19 protein-coding genes are annotated in these 25,778 nt (G+C 67.9%); 4 read left to right on the top strand and 15 right to left on the bottom strand.

Features of this window, described 5'->3' with window-relative positions; genetic code table 11:
• Positions 1 to 97: 97 nt before the first annotated feature.
• The 3 genes from AC1DBQ_RS08310 to dut form a co-directional block, all read right to left on the bottom strand.
• On the bottom strand, positions 98 to 550 hold the full coding sequence (locus AC1DBQ_RS08310) for a hypothetical protein (RefSeq protein ID WP_476928049.1): 453 nt from the start codon (positions 548 to 550) through the stop codon (positions 98 to 100).
• Positions 543 to 1,289: a DUF3710 domain-containing protein gene (locus AC1DBQ_RS08305; RefSeq protein WP_476928048.1), complete on the bottom strand. Its 747-nt coding sequence runs from the start codon at positions 1,287 to 1,289 to the stop codon at positions 543 to 545. Before AC1DBQ_RS08305 ends, AC1DBQ_RS08310 begins: the two co-directional genes overlap by 8 nt.
• Before the next feature lie 184 nt (positions 1,290 to 1,473).
• Complete coding sequence (gene dut, locus AC1DBQ_RS08300) at positions 1,474 to 1,992, bottom strand: dUTP diphosphatase (protein ID WP_476928047.1); 519 nt, start codon at positions 1,990 to 1,992, stop codon at positions 1,474 to 1,476.
• A 164-nt stretch (positions 1,993 to 2,156) separates the two neighbouring features.
• Between dut and AC1DBQ_RS08295 the strand changes: the two genes are divergently transcribed.
• On the top strand, positions 2,157 to 2,642 hold the full coding sequence (locus AC1DBQ_RS08295; protein WP_476928046.1) for a DUF3093 domain-containing protein: 486 nt from the start codon (positions 2,157 to 2,159) through the stop codon (positions 2,640 to 2,642).
• A gap of 21 nt (positions 2,643 to 2,663) precedes the next feature.
• On the opposite strand, the gene AC1DBQ_RS08290 is transcribed toward AC1DBQ_RS08295, so the two are convergent.
• Entirely contained in the window at positions 2,664 to 2,963 is a 300-nt protein-coding gene (locus AC1DBQ_RS08290; protein WP_476928045.1) for a DUF4193 domain-containing protein, read from the bottom strand.
• Positions 2,964 to 3,321: 358 nt separating this feature from the next.
• On the opposite strand from AC1DBQ_RS08290, the gene sepH reads away from it, so the two are divergent.
• Positions 3,322 to 4,758 (top strand): septation protein SepH, encoded by a 1,437-nt coding sequence (gene sepH, locus AC1DBQ_RS08285; protein ID WP_476928044.1) that lies wholly within the window; start codon positions 3,322 to 3,324, stop codon positions 4,756 to 4,758.
• A 15-nt stretch (positions 4,759 to 4,773) separates the two neighbouring features.
• Here the strand turns inward: sepH and AC1DBQ_RS08280 are convergent, their stop codons facing one another.
• The 3 genes from AC1DBQ_RS08280 to AC1DBQ_RS08270 form a co-directional block, all read right to left on the bottom strand.
• Complete coding sequence (locus AC1DBQ_RS08280; protein WP_476928043.1) at positions 4,774 to 6,003, bottom strand: alkaline phosphatase family protein; 1,230 nt, start codon at positions 6,001 to 6,003, stop codon at positions 4,774 to 4,776.
• A gap of 1 nt (position 6,004) precedes the next feature.
• A complete protein-coding gene (locus AC1DBQ_RS08275; RefSeq protein ID WP_476928042.1) occupies positions 6,005 to 6,748 on the bottom strand; it encodes a DUF5998 family protein in 744 nt (247 codons plus the stop codon).
• 80 nt (positions 6,749 to 6,828) lie between these two features.
• Positions 6,829 to 9,540, bottom strand: a complete 2,712-nt coding sequence (locus AC1DBQ_RS08270) for a bifunctional acetate--CoA ligase family protein/GNAT family N-acetyltransferase (RefSeq protein ID WP_476928041.1) — start codon at positions 9,538 to 9,540, stop codon at positions 6,829 to 6,831.
• Positions 9,541 to 9,608: 68 nt separating this feature from the next.
• On the opposite strand from AC1DBQ_RS08270, the gene AC1DBQ_RS08265 reads away from it, so the two are divergent.
• A complete protein-coding gene (locus AC1DBQ_RS08265; protein ID WP_476928040.1) occupies positions 9,609 to 12,209 on the top strand; it encodes a DNA gyrase/topoisomerase IV subunit A in 2,601 nt (866 codons plus the stop codon).
• Between the two features lie 208 nt (positions 12,210 to 12,417).
• On the opposite strand, the gene AC1DBQ_RS08260 is transcribed toward AC1DBQ_RS08265, so the two are convergent.
• From AC1DBQ_RS08260 to AC1DBQ_RS08240, 5 genes are all read right to left on the bottom strand, one after another.
• Positions 12,418 to 12,801: a VOC family protein gene (locus AC1DBQ_RS08260; protein WP_476928039.1), complete on the bottom strand. Its 384-nt coding sequence runs from the start codon at positions 12,799 to 12,801 to the stop codon at positions 12,418 to 12,420.
• Positions 12,802 to 13,163: 362 nt separating this feature from the next.
• Positions 13,164 to 15,260 (bottom strand): HNH endonuclease signature motif containing protein, encoded by a 2,097-nt coding sequence (locus AC1DBQ_RS08255; RefSeq protein WP_476928038.1) that lies wholly within the window; start codon positions 15,258 to 15,260, stop codon positions 13,164 to 13,166.
• 678 nt (positions 15,261 to 15,938) lie between these two features.
• On the bottom strand, positions 15,939 to 16,427 hold the full coding sequence (locus AC1DBQ_RS08250) for a PTS sugar transporter subunit IIA (protein WP_091252102.1): 489 nt from the start codon (positions 16,425 to 16,427) through the stop codon (positions 15,939 to 15,941).
• Between the two features lie 89 nt (positions 16,428 to 16,516).
• Positions 16,517 to 18,268, bottom strand: a complete 1,752-nt coding sequence (locus tag AC1DBQ_RS08245; protein ID WP_476928037.1) for a glycerol-3-phosphate dehydrogenase/oxidase — start codon at positions 18,266 to 18,268, stop codon at positions 16,517 to 16,519.
• A gap of 92 nt (positions 18,269 to 18,360) precedes the next feature.
• On the bottom strand, positions 18,361 to 19,497 hold the full coding sequence (locus AC1DBQ_RS08240; protein ID WP_476928036.1) for a GuaB3 family IMP dehydrogenase-related protein: 1,137 nt from the start codon (positions 19,495 to 19,497) through the stop codon (positions 18,361 to 18,363).
• 87 nt (positions 19,498 to 19,584) lie between these two features.
• Here AC1DBQ_RS08240 and AC1DBQ_RS08235 point away from each other — a divergent pair, with 87 nt between their 5' ends.
• Positions 19,585 to 20,205, top strand: coding sequence for a hypothetical protein (locus AC1DBQ_RS08235; protein WP_476928035.1), 621 nt, complete (start codon positions 19,585 to 19,587; stop codon positions 20,203 to 20,205).
• Here AC1DBQ_RS08235 and AC1DBQ_RS08230 read toward each other — a convergent pair.
• The 3 genes from AC1DBQ_RS08230 to AC1DBQ_RS08220 form a co-directional block, all read right to left on the bottom strand.
• On the bottom strand, positions 20,192 to 22,042 hold the full coding sequence (locus tag AC1DBQ_RS08230; RefSeq protein WP_476928034.1) for an ABC transporter ATP-binding protein: 1,851 nt from the start codon (positions 22,040 to 22,042) through the stop codon (positions 20,192 to 20,194). The two genes, AC1DBQ_RS08235 and AC1DBQ_RS08230, sit on opposite strands and share 14 nt — an antisense overlap.
• A 162-nt stretch (positions 22,043 to 22,204) precedes the next feature.
• Positions 22,205 to 23,716 carry an IMP dehydrogenase gene (gene guaB / locus AC1DBQ_RS08225; protein WP_476928033.1) on the bottom strand — a complete coding sequence of 504 codons (1,512 nt, stop codon included), beginning with the start codon at positions 23,714 to 23,716 and terminating at the stop codon, positions 22,205 to 22,207.
• A gap of 218 nt (positions 23,717 to 23,934) precedes the next feature.
• Positions 23,935 to 25,778 (bottom strand): acyltransferase family protein (locus tag AC1DBQ_RS08220; RefSeq protein ID WP_476928032.1); only part of this gene is annotated, 1,844 nt, incomplete at its 5' end.

Raw genomic sequence — 25,778 nt, 5'->3', positions numbered from 1 at the left:
GAAATGTCCTGGTCGGTGCCGGCGGATTCCCCCGGCTCCCGCGGGTCCGCTTCCCTGTCTTCCCGCCGGGGGGTCCGCTCGGGGTGTTCGGGCAGGGTCATTGCTCCTCCTGGCGGGACAGTATTTCGTAGCGCGGATTGAAGATGGTGGGCAGTCCGTCACGGATGGTGACCATGCCCTCGAGCCGGAGTTCTGTGCCGGCGTCGACACCGGGAATCCGTCGGCGCCCCAGCCATACGACGCGCAGCCGGTCCTTGGGGCCCGCGGGCCGCTGGCGCTGCGCGCCGGGACGCACGCGGTGGGTGGACACGGTGGCGGGCAGGCTGCCGGCCGCCTCGGTACCGGCGCCGCCCTTCGCGCCGGCCCCCAGGAAGCGGGAGACCGGGGCTGGCGCGTCGTGATCGATCACGATGGCGGTGAAGGCGGCCACCTGGTTGGCCGGCACGTACGTGACGGACTCGATGAAGCCGTGGCATAGCACCCGTCCGCGGTCCGGCAGGTCCCGGACCGGCACGGCGGCGGTCGCTTTCTTGCCGGCGGCTTCAGCCAATCTGGGTTATCTCCGGTCCGCGTTCGGGCTGTTCGAATTCGGGGGCCGCCTGCGGGGAGGGCGCGGCCGCCGTGTCCTTGGGAAGGCGGAGCTGCAGCAAGTCGCGCGGCGGCATGGGGTTCTCGCCGCGGACGACGACAATCTGCCGGAAGAGCCCTTCGAGCCCKGCCGCGGAGTCGCGGTCCAGTGCCGCCTCGCCGCCGAAGACGCCGCGGAGGAACCAGCGCGGGCCGTCGACGCCGATGAAGCGAGCCACGCGGTAGCCCTGGCTGCCGTCCGCGCCGCCTGCAGGGAGCTTGGCCACGAGCTCGGTGCCGAAGCTGCCCTCGATCTCTTCGACCTGGCCGCCCTGGCTGCCGACCGACTGGCCGATCTGTTCACGGATTTCGTCCCACAGGCCCTCTGAGCGGGGGGCTGCGAAAGCCTGAAGCTGAAGGCTCGACCCCTCCAGGTCCATCGTGACGGCTACGACCCGCTGGGTGGCCTCTTCAACTTCCAGGCGGAGCTGGAGGCCCTCGCGGGGGGTGATCAGCAGCGCACCAAGGTCCACGTAGCCGTCCTGGTCCTCGATTTCCGAGACGTCGAAGGGACCCGTCGAGGCCCKGCCCGCGGTCTTGGSTGCGTTGCMGGCCGGCTTCGTGCCGTCCACAGTCGCCGTGCCGTCAACAACAGCTTCCTGATCCGTGTCCGGCCCTGTCAGCTGTTCCTGCTTGGCTTTCTTGCCACGCCCAAAAACCATGGGGTTGTCTCCTTAGTTGTGATTCTGTGCCGCCGCGCGGCGCCGTCCTGGCGCCTGCCTGCGTGGCCGTCCGCTACCCGGCAGCCGCCTGCTCAATTTTCCCTGCACCGCTGATCTTGTTGCAGCGCTGTGTGCGGCACTGCAGAATCCCGGATGACCCTCGTGGCCAGGCCGGAACCTGTACTCAGGCCGGTCCGCCGAAACCGCCGGTGGAGCCGAAGCCGCMTCCGCCTCGGACCGAGCCGTCCAGTTMCTCGACGGGGAGGAACCGTGCGTACTCCACGCGCTGAATGACCATCTGTGCAATTCTATCGCCGCGCCGCAGCTCGATCGCCTCGTCCCGGTCCGTATTGAGCAGTGTCACCGCGATTTCTCCGCGGTAGCCGGCGTCGACCGTGCCGGGGGCGTTCACAACAGTCAGACCGTGCTTTGTGGCAAGGCCGKACCGGGGGTGGATGAGCGCAACGAAGCCGTCCGGGAGCGCAATAGAAACCCCGGTTGGAACCAGGCGGCGCTCCCCCGGCGCAAGGACCACGTCCTCGCGGGCGCGAAGGTCGGCGCCGGCGTCGCCCGGGTGCGCGTACGACGGCGGCTCGAGCCCGTCGTCGAGCATCTTCAGCTGTACCGTCAAGGTGGGCGTTCCATACTCTGCATCGCGGGCCGTTGGTGCAGCCCCGGCGACGGCGGTGTTTTCTTCAGTCACAGTCCCTCACTCTAACGCCAGCGGCGAGTATCGTCCTAGCCGCCCGCGCGCACCCTCCTACCCGGCCGCGCGTGTGGGCCGCCGGGTAGGAGCGGGGCTGGCGCGGACTTCGAGCCGGGCGAAGCCGAGATGAAATAGCCCGCGAAAGATGGAAAGCTGGGCTTATGCCCGAATCCAGCGCAGCTGCGCCTGCCCCCAAGAGTGCCCCGAGCGACTCCACTGTCCTGTACGCCGAGAAGCTCTGGCCGAACTTCTGGATCTGGCTTGTGTCKGCGGGGCTCTCCAGCGCCGGAATCCTCATGCTGGCGCCAATCAGCATCTGGGCCGGCATTACCGCAGCCATCGTGCTCTTCGTCGTCATCTCTGTACTTCTGGTGCTGTCCACGCCGTCGATCACCGTCACAAAGACGACCCTGAAGGTGGGCCGCGCCACGATCGAACGCGGGTTCCTGGGCAAGGCGACGGCGTTCCGGGGCAAGGAGGCGACGGCGGAACGCGGCACACGCCTAAACGGCCTGGCGTTCTTATGTATCCGCGGCTGGGTGGATCCGGTGGTCCGGATCGAGATCGAGGACCCCTCGGACCGCACTCCCTACTGGCTCACATCCACCCGCCACCCGGAGCAGCTGCTTGCCGMACTCAATTCCTAACTGGCACTGGTTGCCGGGAGCCTAGCCCTCGCAGTCCTTGCAGTACTTGAGGCCGTCCTTTTCGCGGGCAATCTGCGAACGGTGGCGGACGAGGAAGCAGGAGGCACAGGTGAATTCGTMTGCCTGGGCGGGCAGGACCCGGACCAGCAGTTCCTCCCCGGACAGGTCAGCGCCGGGAAGTTCGTAGCCTTCGGCGAGGTCGGACTCATCTTCATCCACCACAGCGGAAGGCTTCTCCGTACGCCGCACCTTCAGAGCCTCGATGGAATCCTMACTGAGGTCTTCTTCGGTCTTGCGCGGCGCATCGTAATCAGTCGCCATTATTTGTTGCTCACACTCCGCATTCGTTCGATTCGATCGATGTGACCAATTTGCTCAATTTGATCAAATGGTTCGCCGTCCCAAATGGTCCTGCCAGGCTTGTGACCCTGGGCCCCCGGAGCGGTTCTCCGATGTCAACGCCGGACATGCGGTTTTTGTGCCCGGTGTCGGTCATTTTTGCTTAAGCTCCTGCCGAACGCCAGAGCCCGCCGCTCCCTTCCTCCCGTTATCTTCCACAGACCGGCCAAAACCGGCGGAAAGTCGCGGAAAATCACGGCGCGCCTACCGTCCTAACCCGAAATGCGTCCCGCTGGTGGCAGAGTTTCGATTGTTAGTAATGCCAGGGTGGAGGATTTGTATGCAGGATCTACGGCTTGTAGGCGTCCACGACGACGGAGAGCATCTCCTGTTGAGCGGCACCGGCGGCGAGATGTTCCAGCTGCCGATCGATGAAGCACTTCGGGTGGCAGCCAACCGGACGGCGGCCAAGGCCGCTTCCAGCGCGKCCGCGGCCCCCATTGCCATGTCTMCGCGGGATATCCAGACCAGGATCCGGAACGGAGCCACCGCCACCGAAGTGGCGGAAATGTCCGGCATTCCGCTGGAAAAAGTTCAGCGCTATGAAGGGCCCGTCCTCGCCGAGCGCGAGTACATCGCCGAACAGGCGCGCAAGGTGGAGGTAGCCTCCCCCGCCCCGGGCCACGACATCTACCGGTCCGTATTCGGGGACAACCCGGCTTCCCTCAGCGACATGGTCGAGCACCGACTGAAGGCCTACGGCGTCGAACCTTCAACTCTGGAATGGGACTCCTGGCGGCGTCCCGACGGCAGCTGGAACGTGGTGGCCCGCTTCGAGCCCAAGCCCGGCGGCCCGGCCGGGATCGGCGAGGAACCGCCGGCCATGTGGACCTTCCACCCCGCCCGGAAGTCGCTGCACAACGCGAACCGCTGGGCCCAGCAGCTGAGCGAACTCGAGCCGCTCGAAGGCCCCGTTCCGACGCGCCGGCTTACCGCCGTTTCCGATCGRCCCTTTGACTTCGAAACCGACGCCGAGGCCGCAGCCCGGACGGCGACAGGCCAGCACAGCATCATCCATCAGATGCTGCTTCAGCAGGACCGGATCCACCAGGAACAGGACGCCGACGGGCTGCTGGACATGTTGCGTTCCCGCCGGGGTCACCGGATCGGGGTGGACGAGGACGCCGACGACGCGCTCGCCATGCTCCTGACCAACGGGGTCCCTGCGGCCCATCCCCGGCCCGCCGAGGTACCCGAGATAGCCGAACTGGCGGAGCTGGCCGAGGCGTCCGAGATTTCGCAGGATACTGAACCGGAGTCCGTCCCCGCGGCCGTTGAGTCTGACGACGTCAATCCGGATATCACCGACCCCGGGCAGCCAGCTACTCCTTCGGCGGAAGCGGCCGCCCCGGTCGAGACCGATGCCTTCACGCGCCGCCGCGACGGCCGGCCGTCGATGCTCTCGCGTCTGACCCTGGCACCGCGCATCCCCGAAGAGGACGACGTCCTGAAGCTGCACGACGGCGTCAGCACCGAGACGCGGGAAGTCACCATCGCGGCCTCGCAACTTCGCCCGGCGGCCAAGAACCCGACTGCAAGCCCTGGACTGGACGAACTGATCGGCGGCGGAAGCTCGCGCCGCCAGCACCGCGAGTCCCAGGGCGCTACCCGGAATGACGCAGGTACGGACCAGCCGGAGCGTCAGCCGGCCAAGCCGAAAAGATCGAGTGTTCCCAGCTGGGATGAAATCGTCTTTGGGACCCGCAACGACCAGTAAGACAACCGCGGTGCTTTAGCGGCGCGGCGCTTTCTTACCGTCAGCCTTGAAGCACAGGAGCGGAACTTCCCGTTCGGCCTTGGTGAGGGAACCGTGCTGGCCTACAACTTCCAGGGCCGTGGGCCGGACCCGGCGCGTATCGTAGAGCGCCAGCGAATCCCGGGCCGCGATCATGACGTGCCCGATCCGCAGGGCTGCTTCCGGGCGCACGTCACCGAACAACCCGCCTGCGATTGCTTCCTCACGGGTGAAGGCCCAGATTCTGTCCCCGAAGCGGGACCGCCAGCCTTCCAGCAGGCGGGCACGGGCGCCGTCGTCCGTTCCGTCCTCAAGGTACAGGTGAACCATCCGGGGCTCGCCGGCGGTGTGCCGCACGCCTGCGATGAGCGCCGGATCTGCGGAATAGTCGATCCGCTGGGACTCCGGCACGTCGACCATGCCGTGGTCCGCGGTGAGCAGCACGGAGGTTCCGGGCGGCAAAGTGGCGTTGAGCCGGCTCACGGTGGCATCGAGCTCTTCGAGCTGGTGCTCCCACTGGGGAGACTGGCAGCCGTAGCGGTGCCCGGCTTTGTCCAGCTCGTTGACGTAGAAGTACATCAGCGAGGGCCCGGCGCTGGCCATGGCCTCGGCCGCCGCGCCGGTGCGGGCGTGTGAGGTGATGCCGGTGACGAATCGCCCGCCGCGGAGCGCAGCCTGGGTCATGGCCGAGGTGCTGAACTGCGGGAGGCTGACCGTCGTGACGTCKACGTGGTCGGCAGCTCTTTCAAAAACGGTGGGGAACGGCTGCCAGGACTGCGGGTCGACGCCGGCATCCCAGTTGCCGAGCATGTTCACTACCCGGTCCTGGTCGGGGTCGAGGACGTCATAGCCGACCATGCCGTGCTGGCCGGCCGGGAGCCCGGTGCMAAAGCTCGCAAGGGACGCCGCCGTGGTGGACGGGAACGCCGAGTCCAAGGACACTGGGACGCTGCCCTGCCCCGCCTGAAGGACCGAGCGCAAGAACGGCGTGTGCGCGGTCTTTTGCTTCAGCAGGTTGCGCCCCAGCCCGTCGGCCAACACCACGCAGACCCGTTGGGCCGGTGGCAGGTGCAGTTTGTTCTCGAAGCCCGGGACCCCCAGGCTCGCCGCGGCACTCGTCAGGACCTCGGCGATCGAGCGGTGACMAAACGCCGGAGCCGGCGGGAGCGGGAAGGACCCGGCGGCCGCCGTCACCGGGGCAGCCCCTGGCTCACGGACGTGAGCCATGTCAGCGCTGATGGCCGCGGCTAAGGCGGTTTCCGAACACACCCATCCGCGGCCGGGGCGRCAGACCGGGCCCGGTGTGCGRGACCGGTGCCGCGGAGCCGGTGTTGACGGCACGAAGGGCGCGGGCGAAGAGCTTGGCATCCTGCACGGCCTGCAGGCCGTCGGCTTCGGCGCTGATCCGCAGGACGATGTCCTCCTGCGCGATGGTGCCGCTGTAGCCGTGATCGGCCTCGCACTGCGGGTCCCCGCAGCTGGCCGGCCCCATGTCGAGGCGCTGGCCGCCGGACCAGGCAATGGACAGCGTCAGCTCGCGGACCGGGTCAGAGGGCTTGTAGTCCTGAGGCTGGGCGTAGACGTAGCTGAGGACCACCGAGCGGATCTGCGTCACGGGGACGGACTCGGTGGAGACCTGGGCGACGGTCTGCTCGCCGGCTTCGTCGAGCTGCTGGTCGTCAACATGAGTGATGACCAGCATGTCCTCCGTCAACACCAGGACCGTGATGTGGCGGCGGACCTCGGCACGGTCGAAGTGCGTCTCGAGGTGCACCAGGTGTGCCACGCAATCGCGGCCGTCCAGGGCATCGGCGACAACGTCCGCCACGAGGCGCGGGTAGAACCCGGCCTGCTGGAGGGACCCTTCCAGGCTCTGGCCCTGCGCGCTGTGGTCATGGAGGCCATGGTGGTGCGCGGTCTGGCGTCCGGGGGCAGTCGCCAGGGGTTTGGGTGTTGGAGGCTGGGAGCTCATGGTCTTCATTTTCACAGATCGGCTGGGGACTTGCTAACTGCGCGGTCCGGAACAAGGGCTTCGGGGACGGGGGCGCGGGCCTAAGTGCGCATTGCGCGGCGCGCGGTGTCCGTCCGTTGGGCGGCATTGGCGATCCTGACGTCGGCGGCCAGGATGGACGCGCCGTCGGGCCCGGCGAGGACGGGGTTAAAGTGCACCAGCGCGACCTCAGGATGGTTGTCCTTGAGCCGTGTGAGCCGGKCGGCGAGGTCCTCCAGCGCCGCAACGTCGACGGCGGGAAGGCCCTGGTACCCGAACAGTTTCCTCGAGGCCCGGGGCGCCMGGACGAAGTCGTGGACGTCGGAACCGGAAAGCGGCGGCACGCGGTGGGCCCAGTCGTCGAGCAGGTTCACGGCGTCTCCGGCCAGGCCGAAGGAGATCACCGGCCCCAGCAACGGATCCTCGATGGCACGGAAGGTGCAGGCCTGCCCCACCGGCACCATCGTCTGTACTTCCAGAGACGGAGAGCCGTACCGTTCCAGCGATTTCCGCATCTCCAGTACGTTGCGGCGCAGCGAATCGGCATCCTGGATGTCCAGCCGCACGCCGCCGAGGTCCAGCCGGTGCCGCAGGGCGGGATCCGTGGTCTTCAGCACCACCGGCCAGCCGAGCCCCTCGGCCGCCGAGACGGCCTCCTCCACCGTCTCGAACCCGACGGACGGAACCACCCGGATGCCGTAGTGGCCCAGCAGCCGCGCGGCCGTGTCCTGGTCCAGCCGCACGAGCTGCTCCCCGCCCACGTTGTGCAGCAGCTGTTCCAGCTCTTCCCGGGCGGCGTCCGGGTGGCAGCCTTCGGGTTTCACGAACAGGCCTTGGTCCCGGTCCAGCCACTGGGCGTAACGCACGACGGCGGCCAGTGCCGCCACCGCCGTGCCGGGGTTGGAGTAGCAGGGTACCRGCGGAGTGAGCAGAGCCTGCTGTGGCCGCTCCGGCTCCGCGCCGACCATGCCCTCCACGTAAATGGAAGGATCAAGGATTCCGCTAAACGCGGAAACCACCGGCTTGCCGGCAGCCGCGGAACATTCCGCCAGCACACCGGCGATCTTTTCGACAGTGAGGCCGCGCGCCGGAAGCAGCGCCACCACCACCGCGTGCACCGTGTCCGACGTCAGCGTTTCCTGCAGGCTCCGCCGCAGGGCTGGCAGCGCGCGGGACATGCCGGAGTCGAGGTCGACGTCGGCAACGATCCGGTCCACGCCGAGCCCCTGCCCGGCGGCGCTGTCCGCCACCACCTTGCCAAGGGSGCGCGAGTTGCTGAAGACGGCGATGCCGGGGCCCTTCGGCAGCGGCTGGCTGGACACGATCTGGGCGACATCCATGAGCTCCTCGATGGTCTMGACCCGGATCACACCGGCCTGCCGCATCATGGCGTCCAGGGCTTCAGGGGGTGCCTGCGTGGTGCGGACGGCGTGCCCGGGCGGCAAGTTCAGGCCCATGGCGTCGGACTTGGCCACAATCACGGGTTTGGTCCGGGCCAGGCGTCGCGCCAGCCGGGAAAACTTGCGCGGGTTGCCGATCGATTCCAGATAAAGCCCCACCGCCGTGGTGTCGGCGTCGTCCTCCCAATACTGCATCAGGTCGTTGCCGGAGACGTCGGCGCGGTTKCCGGCGKAGAGGAAAGTCGAGATGCCCACCCTGCGGCGGCTGGAAGCGGCGTAGAGGGCTACGCCGATGGCGGCCGACTGGCTGAAGAGCCCCAGGCCGCCGCGGCGGGCCAGCGCGGGCGCCATCGAGGCGTTGAGGGAAACGGCCGGGTTGGTGTTGACGATGCCCAACGAGGCCGGCCCGATCACGCGCATGCCGTTGGCGCGGGCCTGCCGCACGAGTTCGCGCTGGCGGGCCAGGCCCCGTTCGCCGTCGTCCCCGTACCCGGCGGTGGCGACCACGATTCCCTTCACGCCGGCGGCGCCGCATTCCTCGACGACCTTGGGGACCTCGTCATACGGGACCGCGATGATGGCGAGCTTGACCGGACCCGGCACCTCGGAGAGCCGGGCGAAGGAGAGCATCCCGGCCAGTTCCAGGGCCTCCGGGTTKATGGCATACACCGGGCCATGGAACCCGCCTTCGATGATGTGCTCAAGCAACTGGTAGCCCACGGTTCCCCATTTGCGGCTCGCCCCGATCACGGCCACGGAGGACGGGGCCAGCAGTTCCTGGATGCTGCGGGCCTCGGCGCGGTGCTCGCGGGATTCCATCACGGCCCTGGATTTGTCCGTCGGATCGATGTTGAACTCGAGGCTGACCACGCCGTCGTCAAAGTGCCGTTTGACGTCATAGCCGGCGTCGGAGAACACCATGAGCATCTTGCGGTTTTCCGGGAGCACTTCGGCGCTGAATTTGCGGATCCCGTTTTCGCGGGCGGCGGCCGCGAGGTGTTMCAGCAGGATCGAGCCGATCCCGCGGCCTTGGTGGGCGTCGGCGATGTTGAAGGCGACCTCGGCCTCCTCCGGGTCGTTGAGCCGGTCGTAACGGCCGATGCCCAGGATCTCGCCGCCGATGGTGATCACCAGGGCCACCCGGTCCTTGTAGTCCACCTCGGTGAAGCGCTTGAGTTCCTTGCCGGTCAGCCGGGACTTGAAGGCGAAGAAGCGCATGTAGATGGACTTCTGGGACTGGCCCACATGGAAGGCCTGGACCGCGTCCGCATCGGAGGGGTGGATGGGGCGCAAATGTGCTGTGCCGCCGTCGCGCAGGACAACATCGGCTTCCCAATATTCCGGATATACGCCGTCCGAGGGCTGATCCACCATAGGCTTAGCCTAGTCATAAACTTACGCAGTACCCGTTCAGCACCCCCTCAGAAGGACCCACCAGCCCCATGGCACGCCGCCAAACCACGCCCCCGGCAGGGGACGCCAGCCAAGATTCCGCAGGAATATTCGTAGAGAACATCGTCGATATTGATGTCACGTCCGAGATGGAAGGCTCGTTCCTCGAATACGCCTATTCGGTGATCTACTCGCGGGCCCTCCCGGACGCCCGCGACGGGTTGAAGCCCGTGCAGCGCCGCATCCTGTACATGATGAGCGACATGGGGCTGCGCCCGGACCGGGGCCACGTCAAGAGCGCCCGCGTCGTGGGCGAGGTCATGGGCAAGCTCCACCCCCACGGCGACGCGGCGATCTACGACGCCATGGTCCGCATGGCGCAGGACTTCTCCCTCCGGCTGCCGCTGATCGACGGACACGGCAACTTCGGCTCGCTCGACGACGGCCCGGCCGCACCCCGCTACACGGAGGCCCGGCTGGCGGCTGCGGCCCTGACCCTCACGGACCACCTCGACGAGGACGTCGTCGACTTCGTTCCCAACTACGACAACYAGCTGACCCAGCCGGACGTACTCCCGGCCGCGTTCCCCAACCTGCTGGTMAACGGCGCCACGGGCATCGCCGTCGGCATGGCCACGAACATGGCCCCGCACAACCTCGTGGAGGTCATCGCCGCGGCGCGGCACCTGATMGAAAACCCGGACGCCACGCTCGAGGACATCATGAAGTTCGTCCCCGGCCCGGACCTGCCCACGGGCGGCCGGATCGTGGGCTTGGACGGCATCCGCGACGCCTACGCCACGGGCCGCGGCTCCTTCAAGACCCGCGCCAAGGTGGAGATCGAGCAACTCTCGGCCYGGCGCACCGGCCTGGTGGTCACGGAACTGCCGTACATGGTGGGGCCGGAGAAGGTGATCGAGAAGATCAAGGACGCCGTTAACGGCAAGAAGCTCACCGGCATCAGCGACATCGTGGACCTCACGGACCGCAAGCACGGCCTGCGCCTGGTCATTGAGCTCAAGAACGGCTTCAATCCCAATGCGGTGCTCCAGCAGCTCTACCGCTACACCCCGATGGAAGACTCCTTCGGCATCAACAACGTCACGCTCGTGGACGGCCAGCCGCAGACCCTKGGGCTGCTGCAGCTGCTCTCGGTCTATGTGGACCACCGGATCAACGTTGTACGCCGCCGCACGGCCTTCCGGCTGGGCAAGAAGAAGGACCCCCTGGACCTGGTCGAGGGCCTCCTGATCGCGATTGTTGACATTGACGAGGTCATCCAGATCATCYGGTCCTCCGACGAGGTTGCCGCGGCCCGGACCCGGCTGATGTCCATCTACGACCTCACCGAGATCCAGGCCAACTACATCTTGGAACTGCGGCTGCGGCAGCTGACCAAGTACTCGCGGATCGAACTGGAGAAGGAGCAGGAKGAGCTCCGCCGGGAAATCGCCGAGCTCGAGGCCATCCTGGGTTCCCCCGCGCTGCTGCGTGGCCTCGTCTCAGACGAACTCGGCGAGATCGCGGAGAAGTACGGAACACCGCGACGGACGGTGCTGCTGGAATCCGAGGCCGTCTCCCCCACCGTCGCGGCCGCCGCGGGCGCCGTCCCCGGGGCCAAGGGCAAGGCGGCGCCGCTGGCGCTCGAGATCGCGGACGATCCCTGCTGGGCCATCCTCACGGCGTCCGGTCAGATCGCCCGCACGTCCAACCAGGAAAGCCTGGCCGAGGCAGGTCCCCGGACCCGACATGACGTTTTCTCCTCCGTGGTCAAGACATCAGCCCGCGGCGAGATCGCGGCCGTGACGTCGCAGGGACGCATGCTGCGCCTCCAGGTCATGGACATGCCCGTGCTCCCGCCGACGTCGGGCACTCCGAACATGGCTGGCGGCGTGCCGGCCAAGGGCTTCATCACCCTCCTCAAGGGCGAGTCGCTTGTGGCTTTCGTTCCCCTGGACCAGGTCCTCGCAATCGGAACCGCCCAGGGCGTGGTCAAGCGGGTGCAGCCGGACTATCCGCTGAACCGCGAGGACTGGGAAGTGATCGCGCTCAAGGACAAGGACACCGTGGTGGGTGTTACGTCCGCGGGGTCCGACGACGACGACCTCGTCTTCATCACGCGCCAGGCCCAACTGCTGCGCTTCAGTGCATCCGCCGTCCGCCCGCAGGGCCGGACCGCAGGCGGCATGGCCGGAATCAAGCTGGCTGGCGGGGACCGGGTGCTGTTCTTCGGGACCGCCAACGCCGCCGACGCCGCCGCCGTCGTCGTGACCATCGCTGGGACCGAAGGCGCCCTGCCGGGCACCGCCCCCGGGGCTGCCAAGGTCACTGCGCTGGCCGAATACCCGGCCAAGGGCCKGGCCACGGCTGGAGTGCGGGCGCACCGCTTCCTCAAGGGCGAGGACACGCTGCTCCTCGGCTGGGCCGGCCACGGTMCCGCCAAGGCTTCCTCTTCGGCGGGCGTGGCGCGCTCCCTCCCGGGCKAGCACGGCCGCCGCGACGGTTCGGGAATCCCCCTGTCCCAGGCCATCGACGCCATTGGCCCCAGCATGGCGTGGTCCGAGGAACCGGAGGCCGGGGCCGCGCCTGCGGCCTCCGCCGGGACCCCGGCCGGGACCTCGGCCGGGACCTCGGCCGGGACGGACGCGTAGCCGTCTGACCACACAAAGCCCGGTCGGGCCGCGGTTTCGCKGCCCGACCGGGCTTTGTGCTCGCTCCTTACCATCGGGCTTTGCGTTCGATCCATAAGCTCGGGCGCCGTCGCCGGGCCCGGCGTGGCCAGAGGGATTGGCGTCCGGCATCAACGTCCGGCAATCTCTCTTTCGGCAAGCGCCATCCCAAGGTTCCGTGGAGTAGTGACTACGCCATGTGGTTGAGGCTTAAGATGTTGCCCTCGGTGTCCAGGAACCATGCGGCCGAACTCCCGTCCGGAGTAAAGGCAATTCCGTCCTCAGTCTTCAGGCCCGGGAAGTCGTATTCCTCGAAGACGACTCCATTGGCCMGGAGTTCCGCAACGGCAGCTGGCAGGTCGTCGACCATCCAGCCGATCTGCGTGTTCTTGGCGGAGCCGGCGTTAGGCGTTTGGTACAGGAGGAACCGTGTTCCGCCGCCRCACGTGTACTGCAGGTTGTCTTCGGCATCCGGGTTGTCGGGTTCGAGCCCGAGCTTGTMGCGGTAGAAACCCCGTGCACGGGCGATGTCCGCCGCCGGTAGCACAGCGCCGACTTGCTGATCCTTGAGCATGGCTATTCTCTTTCCAGGCCCGCCCCCCGGAAGGAATTTTACTCCTCCGGACGCCGCGCGTACCMGTGAAACTGAAGCAGGATTTCCGGTGACTGCCCGCGGCGCGCCGCGTCCACCGAGCGCGCGGGAGGGCCATTTCATTAAACCGTCCGGGCCGCCGTCATGCGGCCGTGGTGAGGCGGCCTGGCAACCGGGCGGGACTCGGTTGTGCGGGCGTCATGAGGAGCCGCCATCGCCAACCGGGTCGCCGTCATGGGGCCGTGGCCACCGCGGACGGCCGCGGGCCCTGCCGTCTCTGCCGGGTCCGTGATGCCACGGCCGGCATCATCGCCGCGATCATGCCGTCTCTGTCCAGGCCGCGGTTACGCGGCCCGGGTGAGTGGGGCGGGGGTGAAGTAGTGGTTGCGGCGGGGTTTCTGGCCGGGGTCGATGTGGGGTGGCGGGATGAACCAGGGAACCCCGGCCCGGAGCCGGATGGTCCACGCCTCTTTGTGGATCAGGTGRTGGTGATGGGARCACAGCAGGGCGCCGTTCTCCGCGCCCGTGGTTCCGCCGCGGGACCAGTAGCTGATGTGGTGGGCTTCGCACCAGGGCGCGGGGATGGTGCAGCCGGGAAAGGCACAGCCCCGGTCCCGGGCGATGAGGGCCTTGCGGAGGTGAGGCGGGAAGATCCGGGACGCCCGGCCGATGTCCAGGATCCGTCCCTCACCCCCGAGCARGACSGGGATGATGTCGGCGTCGCAGGCGATCTTCCGGACCGTGGAGGCGGTGACGGGTCCGGTGAACAGCAGCGATCCCGTTTCCTGCACCGCTCCCGCGGGCCGAAACGCCGCACCGGCCGTTTCCTKAGCTTCTGCCGGGCCGCTCTGGCCGGCGGCCTCACCGGCTTCGCCCCCCGCGCCTGGCCGGCCGGCCTGACCGGCCGCACCGGTTTCGTCCGCCCCGCAGGTCGTGCTTGCCTGACCGGCGGTGATGCCGTCGGGTGCGGTGCCGAGCCGGGTCAGCAGGTCCCGGTAATCGATGGTGACCATGACCTGGGGCCGGAGCCCGCCCGCGGCGGGCAGGCCGCCGGTCGCGAGGGCGATCCCGCAGGCACCGACCAGGCCGTCCAGCAGCCGCTGGGCCCGGGACCGATGATCCAGCCGCTCCGCCCCCGGATCCTCCCCCGACACCGGCTGCCCCGCTSCKGCGGGRGCGTCRTCCGGAACGGMATGATYCYCCGGGGCCGGGGTSGSRGCCTGGGCATCCGCAAGAGTCGACACGCCGCTGACCCGGGCATCACAGGCCGACACGCCGGCCCCGGCATTCGTGACCGGCCACTCGCCGGCGGCCGCACTGGGAGCCCACCCCACGGCGAAAGCCGTGCCGGCAGGCTCGGCGGCCCAGCCAGCAGAAGCGGGCGTGGCCTCAGCGTCGGTGGCATCACCTACCCGGCCGTGAACGGCCGCAGCCCCGGCACCTGCGGCCCAGCCAGCAAAGGCCGCAGTGCCACCGCGGGTGGCATCAACCGCCCAGCCGTGGCCGGCGACAGTCTCTGCATCCGCGGCCCAGCCATCAGAGGCRGCGSCACCGGTGGCGGAGCCYTCRGCGCCGGCCGCGGGGCCCTCAGAAGCGGCGCCAGCGGCCGAGCCCTCAGAGGCGGCGGCTCTCGTAGTCCCGGCAGCGTTTGTGGTGCCGGTGCGGGGGTTGGTGCCGGTGTTCATGACCGTGAGGAGGTACTCGAACTGTTCGGTGGTCGCGAAAATCTCAAGATGGTGCAGGCCGTGACGCCGGCGCCGGATGAACGCGCCCTGCAACTGGCGCAACAGCTCCTCGGACGGCTCGGCACCGTCCTGATCCAGCGCATCGGCCCAGCCCCGGGCGACCCGGGCCAGGAAGTCCGCGTCGTTTTCCGCGGCCGTGCGCGTCAGGGCGTGCTCCATCCGGGCCAAGGATCCGGCGTCGCAGACGTGCCGGACCTTCGCCAGCGCCGCCGTGATGATCGTCGCGGCCCGKGATGCGACCTCCCCGGCCGCGACCGCCGCACCAAGCTCCGCATGCACCGCCGGGACGGGCTGGCCGGTGAGTCCCCGGCGCGGCAGCACACCCCCGGCCAGGGACAGCCGGCGCTTGGCCTCCGGCGCACCGATCCGCAGCCGCGCCCGCAGGAACTCCGCCGTGTTCCGATACCCGTCATCCACCACCGCCGCGTCACCGGCCGCATCCAACGGCACACCCTCCCCGGCCAGCGCATCGGGCGAAGCCGCTGAAACGGGCAAAGCCTCAGCTGCGGCGGTTCCGGGGGCGTCGTCGCGCCAGCCCGTCGTCCACGACGTGCCGGCCCCCGCCCCGGCTGCCGGGGAGGCCTGCGTCCTGGTCCGGTCCACCGCGCCGGCCGCCACGACTTGCAGATACTCCATCGTGCGCGAGAGCTCCTCCACCCGCCCGGCGAAATCCGCCGCGGCCCGGAAATCCCACAACGCCGCATCCTGAACCGCCGTCGAACCCACAGCCTCCAGCGCGGCCAGCGCAACATCCACMCCCGACCGACGGGCCGGATCCGTACCGTGACTCGTGTCMCGGTCCGTGCCGGGATCCGCACCACAACCTGCAGCGCGACCGGTGCACCGATCMGTGCCCTGCCCGTCGTCCCCGAACGGAATGAAATCCCTGGCGGCTTCCATGAAACCAGTCTCCTCCGGGGGTGTGACAGTTTTCGCGGGAACCGTGCGCGAACCCGTTGTTGCCGCGGACCGGTTTCCCGGCCGCCAACTTTTCAGGGCCATCGGGTCAAAGCGCGCGGGTCCGGGTGCGCGATTCAGGACCCGTGGCCGGCCAAACTGCGTGCGCACTCCGGGCGAGAAGAGCACGGACTCCGGCGGCCTGCCGACCTCAATGCCGGCAGCGCGCACCAATTGATCCTCCAGCAGGGTCACGTGCGCCCGGTGCAACGGCCACGCGCCGTGCCCCTTGGAAAGCCGGTGGGGCAGCAGGGTCGCTGCGTGGCKACGAAGTCGACACGAAAAGGCCCGCCCCAAGAGTKGGGCAGCCGGGTCCCTGCATGGCGACGAAGTCGACACGAAAAGGCCCGCCCCAAGAGCGGGGCAGCCGGTCCCTGCATGGCGACGAAGCCGACACGAAAGAGCCCGCCCCAATCCCTAGTGGTCGAAGAACACCAAGCTGGAATTGATGAGTTCTGCGATCACTTCKGGGTCGTAAGCCCGGCGGAGCGACTCGCGGAAGGATTCCTTCGACAATGAGCGCGCCAGGGTCGCGAGCACTTCGAGATGGTCGGAAAAGGAGCTCGCCGGCGTGGCGATGAGCAGAATCACGGTGGCCGGGCCGTCAGCGGCGCCGAAGTCGAGTGCCCTGCCGTATTTCGTGATGCCGACGGCGATGGAGGTCTGCGAGACGAGCTCGCTGCGGGCGTGCGGCAGCCCCACACCGCCGGGCAGCCCGGTGGCGAGCTGGTGCTCACGGGCGTTGACCTGCTTGAGGAAGCCCTCGAGATCGGAAATGCGCCCAGCCTCATACATGCGCTCTGCGAGCTGGGACGTGGCATCGAGCTTGTCCGTGGCGTCCAGTTCGAGGATCACCATCTCCGGCGTGGTGAGCTCGGCGTCGTACCGGTCCAGTGGTTCCGCCAAGAGATGTCCCTTCGAAGTGGCGTCAGTGCACGCCGGCCGACAGTCATTTGACTAGCGTTGTGGTCCGCACTGCCKGCCGGAGCTGAGTCTCAGCGGAAGGGGACGATATCCTCCACGCCCAACCGTGCGGCATCGGCGGATTCGTCGTCCGGCTGCTGCTGGCTCAGGCGCTCGGCATCAACCCGGGCCAGATAGTGCTTGATTTCGCCCTCGCGCTGCGCATCACTCCAGCCGAGAACGTCTCCCATTAGTTTAGCTACTACCGGAGCGGCGGACACACCCCTGTCCCACGCCTCGATCGAAATCCGGGTGCGGCGCGTCAGGACGTCCTGGACGTGGCGGGCGCCCTCGTGCGTGGCAGCATAGACGGCCTCGGCGGCGAGGTAGTMATCCGMGCCCGGCAGCGGCTCGGCCAGTTCCGGGTTGCTGRCGATGAGGGCCAACACCTCCGGGGCCATGGCGCCGTAACGGTTGAGCAAGTGTTCGATCCGGGCCACGTGGACGCCGGTCTCCTCCGCCATCCGGTTCCGTTTGTTMCACGCGGCTTTGAAACCGCTGGCTCCCAGCAGCGGAATGGACTCCGTGCAGCTCGGCGGGACACGCTCGTCCATGCTGCGCGTTGCCTTGTCGACGGCGTCCTTGGCCATGACCCGGTAGGTGGTCCATTTCCCGCCGGCTACTACTACGAGCCCCGGCACGGGGTGGGCCACTACGTGTTCGCGGGAGAGCTTGGCGGTGGAGTCGCTTTCCCCGGCCAGCAGCGGGCGTAGTCCGGCGTAGACGCCCTCTACGTCCTCCCGGGTCAGCGGCCGCTTGAGGACCTTGTTGACGTGTTCCAGCAGGTAGTCGATGTCCTTGCTGGAGGCTGCCGGGTGGGCCTTGTCGAGGTGCCAGTCGGTGTCCGTGGTTCCGATGATCCAGTGCCGGCCCCAGGGGATGACGAACAGCACGGACTTCTCGGTCCGCAGGATCAGCCCCACCGTGGACTGGATCCGGTCACGGGGTACCACGAGGTGGATGCCCTTGGAGGCTCGCACCTTGAGCTGTCCGCGGTCCGTCACCATGGCTTGGGTCTCGTCTGTCCAGACCCCGGTGGCGTTTATGACCTGCTTGGCCCGGATGTTGAAGCTCGAGCCGTCCTCGTGATTGACCACCTTGGCGCCGACCACGCGCTCACCTTCGCGCAGGAAGGCCACGACTGACATCTGGTTAACCGCGTGCGMGCCGTAATATGCCGCGGTCCGGACGAGGTTGGCAACGTATTTGGCGTCGTMCACCTGGCCGTCGTAGTACCGGATAGAGCCTACGAAGKCGTCATCCTTCAGGCTCGGCGCGGCCCGCAGGGTCCCGCGGCGGGTCAGGTGCTTGTGGAACGGAACGCCGCGGCTGTGTCCGCCCGTGATGGACATGACGTCGTACAACGCGATCCCGGCACCGACGTAGGGGCGCTCAACGAAGTGCTTGGTCAGCGGGTAAAGGAACGGCACCGGCCGGGCCAGATGCGGGGCGAGGACGGAAAGGATGAGCCCGCGCTCGTGCAGCGCCTCCTTGACCAGGGCGAAGTCCAGCATCTCCAGGTAACGCAGGCCGCCGTGGATGAGCTTGGAGGACCGGGAGGAGGTGCCTGCCGCCCAGTCGTTKGCTTCGACGATGCCGACGCTGAGCCCACGAGTGATGGCGTCCAGGGCGGCGCCGGCGCCGACGATTCCTCCGCCCACGATCAGGATGTCAAGTTCCTTGCCCGGGTCGCCCGTGCCCTTCAGAAGCGCGATCGAAGCATCGCGCTCTGCGGGGCCGAGCGCACCTCCGGMCACGGGAGAACCGCCGGGAAAACTGTTCATGTCACGCCTCCATCCGGATCAAACCTCGTAGGGCACCAGACTACGTCCAAGTCTTCCGGATGGGCAGGGMCAATCCCCTGCCAGCGTGGGGTTCAGTTCCCGGCGTACGGCGAGACGACGACGTCGACGCGCTGGAACTCTTTCAGGTCCGAATAGCCGGTKGTCGCCATCGAACGGCGCAGCGCACCGATCAGGTTCGAGGTGCCGTTGGTGTGGTGGCCCGGCCCGAACAGGACTTCCTCGAGCGGACCGACGGTTCCGACGTTGACCCTGTCGCCGCGGGGCAGTTCGAGGTGGTGGGCTTCCTGGCCCCAGTGCCAGCCCTTGCCGGGTGCTTCCTCGGCGCGGGCCAGGGCACTGCCCAGCATCACGGCGTCGGCGCCCATGGCGATGGCCTTGACGATGTCACCGGAGGTGCCCATGCCGCCGTCGGCGATCACGTGCACGTAGCGTCCGCCGGATTCATCCATGTAGTCCCGGCGGGCGGCCGCGACGTCGGAGATGGCCGAAGCCATGGGCGAATGGATGCCAAGCGCGCGGCGGGTGGTGGTGGTGGCTCCCCCGCCGAAGCCGACCAGGACGCCGGCGGCGCCGGTGCGCATGAGGTGCAGGGCCGGGGTGTAGCCGGCCGCTCCGCCGACGATCACGGGGACGTCGAGTTCGTAGATGAACTGCTTGAGGTTAAGCGGCTCGTGGTCCTTGGAGACGTGTTCGGCCGAGACGGTGGTTCCGCGGATGACGAAGATGTCGACGCCGKCAGCCACCACGGTCTTGTAGTGTTCCTGCGTGCGCTGCGGGGTGAGGGAGCCTGCAACGGTGACGCCGGCGGCGCGGATCTCGGCCAGGCGCGAGGTGATCAGCTCGGGCTGGATCGGCGCCTGGTAGAGCTCCTGCATGCGTCGGGTGACAGCGGGGCTGTTGGTCTCGTCCGCGAGKACCGCGATTTCGTCCAGGACGGACTGCGGGTCCTCGTACCGGGTCCACAGGCCTTMGAGGTCCAGGACTCCGAGCCCGCCGAGGCGGCCCAGGGCGATGACGGTTTCCGGCGACATGGCCGAATCCATCGGTGCCGCGATGACCGGCATGTCGAACTTGTAGGCATCGATCTGCCAGGAGACGGATACGTCCTTGGGGTCACGCGTGCGACGGTTGGGGACGATCGCAATGTCATCCAGGGAGTAGGCACGGCGCCCACGCTTGCCTCGGCCAATCTCAATCTCGTAAGTCACTGCTCTAGGTTATCCCAGGGCGCGGTTTTCCCCGTGAAYGTGTCCCGCACGGCAGCGCAACGACCGCTGCCGACGTAAGGTGGCCGCATGGGTATGCGGTGGATCTTCGACGGGCACATCGCCGGGATCGGCACGGCATCGGGACTTCGTGCCGTGGTGGGGCTCTGGCAGGAGTCCCCGTTCGGCAGTTTCGCCGACGCTATGGTGGAACTACCCTCGGGCCGGCGCATCCTGCTGGCCCCCACGGCAGAGGTGGCAGKATTCATCGCCGCCGTCTACAGCTTCGATGAAACCCGTGTGGTGGACATCGCCGTCCGGCACTCCGGCGGAACGCTGACGGTGGACGCCGGGCACCTGCTGCTGGAGGCTGCCCTCGGCGCCCGGACCTCGCTCGGCACGKCGGCACGGCTCATCCCCCGRCCCTTGGCCGTGCACCCGGGCTGGCTGCGCGCCGTCAGYCCCCTCGCGGGACTTCTCAGCCCCGGGGTGCGCACTGCCGGCACCGCCGGGGGCGGTCGGCGCGAGTACTACGGCGTCACCGATCTCCACCGCATCGACGCGGCGACGGTCACCTGGGACKGGGTCGACGCCGGCACGCTGGCAAAGGTCCTGCCCGCCGTCGGTTTCGGCTTCAGCAGCGTCCCGCCCGAACCGGGCATAGCCCGCGTGCGCACCACTGTGGAAGGCGCTCCCGTCACTCTCCGCTGATGTCCTCCGTGTCCGGGACGGTCAGCTGGGATTCGAACATCCGGAAATACCGGCCGCGCAGGGCCACTAGCTCGCGGTGCGTGCCCTGTTCCACGATCCGGCCGTCCTCGAGCATGTAGACGACGTCGGCCTTCTCGATCGTGGCCAGGCGGTGGCTGATGGCGATGATGGTGCTGCCGCGGTCGGCGAAGAGCCTCGTGAAGATCCGGTGTTCGGCCAGCGCGTCGATGGCCGACGTCGGTTCGTCCATCACCATGAACGCTGCGTTGCGGTAGAAGTTCCGTGCCATCGCCAGGCGCTGCCACTGCCCGCCGGACAGCCCGCTTCCCTTCCGTCCGCGCGGATCCTCCATCCAGTTGCTGACATGGTTGTCCAGGCCGTTGGGCAGTTTGTTGATGAACTCCAGGGCCTCGGCATCCGCGGCGGCCCGGCGGATCATGCCGTMATCGCGGGGCAAATCGACGTCGCCGAAGAAGATGTTCTCCGCCGCGGTGGCGAACTCGTATTTCAGGAATTCCTGGCTGAGCACCGCCAGGTGCCGGTGCCAGGACTTGACGTCGACGGCGGCGAGGTCGACGCCGTCGAGCAGCACCTGGCCGGAATCGGGCCGGTAGAGGCCGGCCAGAATGCGGATCAGGGTGGACTTGCCCGCGCCGTTCTCGCCCACGATGGCGACGTGCTGGCCCTGCCGGATGGTCATTGAAATTCCGCGGATGACTTCAAGGTCGCTGCMGGTATAGGTGAAGTGGATGTCCCGCAGTTCCACAGTCTTCGGTGCCTCCAACAGCGGCGGTGCATGGCTGGAATGCACGGGCAGTGCCATGAACAGTTCGTAGTCCTTGAGATTCGCCAGGTCCTCGTCGATCGAGCTGAGCGAGGAGACCAGGCTGTTGGCCGTGGACAGGGCGCGAMTGACAATCTGCTGGACATAGAGGAACTGCCCCACCGGCTGGGCGCGGGCGATGATCTGGCCGACCACCCAGATCAGGGAAACGACTTCGGCACCGTACTGCAGGGCATCGGCCGCGAGCTGTTTGGGGATGTAGCGCTTCTGGAAGTCCAGCCGGCGCTTCTCGTCGGCGTCCCGGAGCCTGGAGCGCAGCCCCATCAGGTAGCCGACGATTCCGTAGAGCCGCATCTCGGCKATGTGCTGCGGGCGGAGGAGGTTGGTTTCGATCATCCTGCGCTGCCGGCGCGAGTCCACCTGCGTGYTCCAGTGCGCGATTTGTTCGCGGGAGAGTTTGAACTGCAGGTAGACGCTGKGGACGATCGCKATCAGGACGATCACTGCGATCCACCAGCTGACCAGCAGCAGCGCGCCGATGGCGAGAAGCACCGAGACRAGCTGGGTGAAGATCGCGGCGATCCGGTCAAGGACCCGTGCGTAGGAATCGGAGAAGCGCTTGGCGCGGTCGTACAGGTCCACCGTCTCTTTGTCGTCGTAGCGCCAGAAGTCCAGGGTGAGGAACCGCTCGTACATCAGATCGCCGACGATCGCGCCGACCCGGAAGCTCATGAGCTGCTGGATGTAGCGGTCCACGCTGCTGAACGCGCCCCAGAAGAGCCCGAGGGCCGCGGTGATGATGACGTAAATGATGGCCTGACGGCCGGCGTCGGCGTTGCCCGCGTACGCGGCGGCCAGCGCCGTCGTGGTCAGGGCGGCGAAGTAGGTGGTGACGAGCGGCAGGAGCGCCGAGATCAGCGATCCGAGGACTTTCATCACGACGGCGGCCGGTGAGGCCTGGAAGCTCACCCGCAGAACCTGCGCCACGGCGCGGGCGTAGGGCTTCAGCGCAAGCTTGCGTTTCGGCTCGCGGGCGGGCAGGAGTTCGGACATGCCTCCAGCCTAGTTCCGGGGACCCGGAGGTGGTGGGTACGGACACTGCGGGTGCGGCACCGGTGGGGCGGCGCCGCCCCGGGTGAAGCCGGGCGCCCACAAACGGGTCAGCCCGCCGAAACTGCAGTCTCGGCGGGCTGACCCGTTTCACAGCGGAGAGTCTTAGCGCGAACCGTAGTTCGGGGCTTCGACGGTCATCTGGATGTCGTGCGGGTGCGATTCCTTGAGTCCGGCCGCGGTGATGCGGACGAACTTGCCGCGGGCCTTGAGCTCGGCGACGGTGGGGGCGCCGGTGTAGAACATGGTCTGGCGGAGGCCGCCGACCAGCTGGTACGCCACCGAGGACAACGGACCGCGGTAGGCGACCCGGCCTTCGATGCCTTCCGGAATGAGCTTGTCATCACCGGAGACGTCGGCCTSGAAATAGCGGTCCTTGGAATAGGAGGTGTTCTTGCCGCGGGTCTGCATGGCGCCCAGGGAGCCCATGCCGCGGTAGCTCTTGAACTGCTTGCCGTTGACGAAGATCAGCTCGCCCGGGGATTCGTCGCAGCCGGCCAGGAGCGAGCCGAGCATCACGGTGTCGGCACCGGCGACCAGCGCCTTGCCGATGTCGCCCGAGTACTGCAGGCCGCCGTCGGCGATCAGCGGGACGCCGGCCGGGATCGCCGCCTTCGCCGATTCGTAGATGGCCGTGATCTGGGGGACGCCGACGCCGGCAACCACGCGGGTGGTGCAGATGGAACCGGGGCCGACGCCGACCTTGATGCCGTCGGCACCGGCGTCGATCAGGGCCTGGGCACCTTCGCGGGTGGCGGCCTGGCCGCCGATGATGTCCACGTGCGCCGCGGCGGGCTCGGCCTTGAGCCGGCGGATCATTTCCAGCACGCCCTGGGAGTGGCCGTTCGCGGTGTCCACGAACAGGGCATCCACACCGGCGTCAACGAGCGTCATGGCACGCTCCCAGCCGTCGCCGAAGAAGCCGATGGCCGCGCCGACGCGCAGGCGGCCCGCCTCGTCCTTGGTGGCGAGCGGGTACTGCTCGGCCTTGGTGAAGTCCTTGGTGGTGATGAGGCCCTGGAGCCGGCCCTGCTCGTCAACGAGCGGGAGCTTCTCGATCTTGTTCGTGGCCAGCTTGTGCGAGGCTTCCTCGCGGCTGATGCCGACGTGCCCGGTGACCAGCGGCATCTTGGTCATGACGTCGCTAACCAGCCGGAGCGGGAAGTCCGATTCCGGCACGAACCGGGTATCGCGGTTGGTGACGATGCCCAGCAGCCTGTTGCCTTCGTCCACCACCGGGAGCCCGGAGACGCGGTAGCGTGCGCAGATCTCGTCGAGCTCAGCCAGCGTGGCCTCGGGGCMKATGGTCAGGGGGTTGGTGATCATGCCGGATTCGCTGCGCTTGACCCGGTCCACCTGGTCGGCCTGATCGGCGATGGAAAGGTTGCGGTGCACGACGCCGAGGCCGCCCTGGCGCGCCATGGCGATGGCCATCCGGGACTCCGTGACAGTGTCCATCGCGGCGGACAGCAGCGGGGTCTGGACCGTGATGCGCTTGGAAATCCGGGAGGACGTGTCCGCCTCGGAGGGGATCACGTCGGTGTGGCCGGGCAGGAGCAGGACGTCGTCGTACGTCAGGCCGATGAAGCCGAAGGGGTTGTGTTCGGGCTGGGTCATGAGTGCGCCTCTTACCTTGGGTTACGGGGTTCACGGGTAGGGGTTGCAACAGATGACCAGCCAGTCATTACGGGTCTGGTCTGTGCAGAAGGGTTGAATAAATAGTAGAACCTTGGCGGCGATAGCCATATTCCGGGGCGGTAATGTGCGCCTTCAATGTGAGCCGCCCCATGCCGGACGGCCGCCGGGGGCTCCCGGTGCCGGCCCGGCGGGGGGGCCTACTTCCAGCCGGTGGCGGCCAGGAGCCGCTGTTCGAACATGGGGATCATGGTCTGAACGTAGGTTTTGGTCAGGTGGTTGTCGTCCTTGTAGACGTACACGTTGCCGACGACCGCGGGGCAGATCCCGTTCGCGCAGATGAAATCGCTCATGTCCATGAGGTGCAGGCCGGGCACCTTGCCACGGTAGGCGTCCAGCGGCGAGGACCCCGCGAGCGACTCCTGCTCGGGCACGTTGCACTCCGCGGCACCCTCGCCGTTCTTCTGGACGCATTCGGGCATGTTGATGTTGAAGCGGGGGTTGTCGCGGATCCCCACGACGTCCATGCCGGCGTCGGTGAAGGGTTTGATGCCTTCAAGGTACTGCGGCACCTCGGTCTCGAACGGCGCTTCCTTGTGGGTCAGGGACGCGACCGTGAAGACGGCGTCGGGGTGGTGGTCCAGGACGTACTGCGCGCTGGCCTTGTTGAAGGCGTTGCAGTCCGCGTCCCGCTCCGGTGACTCCCCGCCGAAGCGGCAGTTGCCTTTCAGGAGCGTGACGACTTCCCAGCCGTGGCTCTTCGCGATGGGGCCCAGCGCCGCCATGTACTGCTGGGCATGGGAGTCGCCGAGCACCACGATCCGCTTCGTTACCTTCTCGGGTTTGTTGTTMTGCAGGCAGCCCTGCAGCAGGGGGTCGCTGGGGACGTTCTCGTCCGTGCACAGCCCGTCGATGTCGGCCCACTCATTCTTCATCKCCGCCGGCGCGGGGATGATCTTCGCGTCCGGGGTGGGTTTGCCGGCGTTTTCCGGGGCCAGGGCGGCCGCGCCGGGCGTCAGTTCCTTGGGCTGGGACGCCGCCGCGGCCTCGTCGGCCACGAGCCTGCTCTGCCAGACCGCGACCGGACCTGCCAGCAGGGCACCGCAGGCGGCAATCACGACGGCGGTGCGCCAGGCACGGCGCTTCGGCCAGTGCCATTCGCGCAGCGGCTTCTCGACGAAACKGGTGGTGAGCACTGCCAAAACGATGGACACGCCGACGATGCACAGCCCCTGGACAAGGTTCGGCGCCGTGATGCCCGCCCCGGCAAGGGCCAGGACCAGCAGCGGCCAGTGCCAGAGGTAGAGCGCATAGGAGTTGTCTCCCAGCGACACCAGCGGTTTCYAGGTCAGGAGACGGTCCACGCCGAAGCGACTGCCGCTTTGTCCGGCGGTGATGATCGCGGCGGCGGCCAGCGTGGGCCACAGTGCGATGAAGCCGGGGAACGAACGGTCCACGGTCAGCAGCAGCCCGCAGGACAGCATGGCCACCAGGCCGGCCCAGCCCAGCACGACGCGCAGGATCCTGCCGGGCTTCAAATATGGCAGGGCGAGGGCCAGGAGGGAGCCGAGGGCGAATTCCCAGAGCCGGGCGCCGGTGTCGAAGTAGGCGTGGGCCTGGTTGGTGGTGGTCTGCTGGATCGAGTAGACGAGCGACACGGCGAAGATGGCGCCGAAGGCCGCGGTCAGCAGGGACCGGTAACTAAGCAKGGCGGGGTCCTTGCCGGTCCGGCGCCGGAGCAGTCGGGAAAGAAGAGCCGTGCCGGCAAACACGAGGGGCCAGAGCACGAACACCTGTCCCTGGATCGACAGCGACCAGAAGTGCTGGAGGGGGCTCGCGCCCGAATGGTCCTGGGCATAGTAGTCGACGGCGCTGTCGGCCAGGAGCCAGTTCTGCCGGTACAGCAGGGAGGCCCACGCCTGATCGAGGATGTCCGGCCAGCGGCTCTGAGGCAGGATGGCCCAGGTGCCGGCGAGTACGGCGAGCACCACCACGACGACGGCGGGCAGCAGTCGCTTAAGCAGGTGCAGCCAGTGGCTCAGGG

It is taken from the genome of Arthrobacter sp. 10T413_2, assembly GCF_056394205.1.
This window is presented reverse-complemented; position numbering and strand designations above follow the sequence as displayed.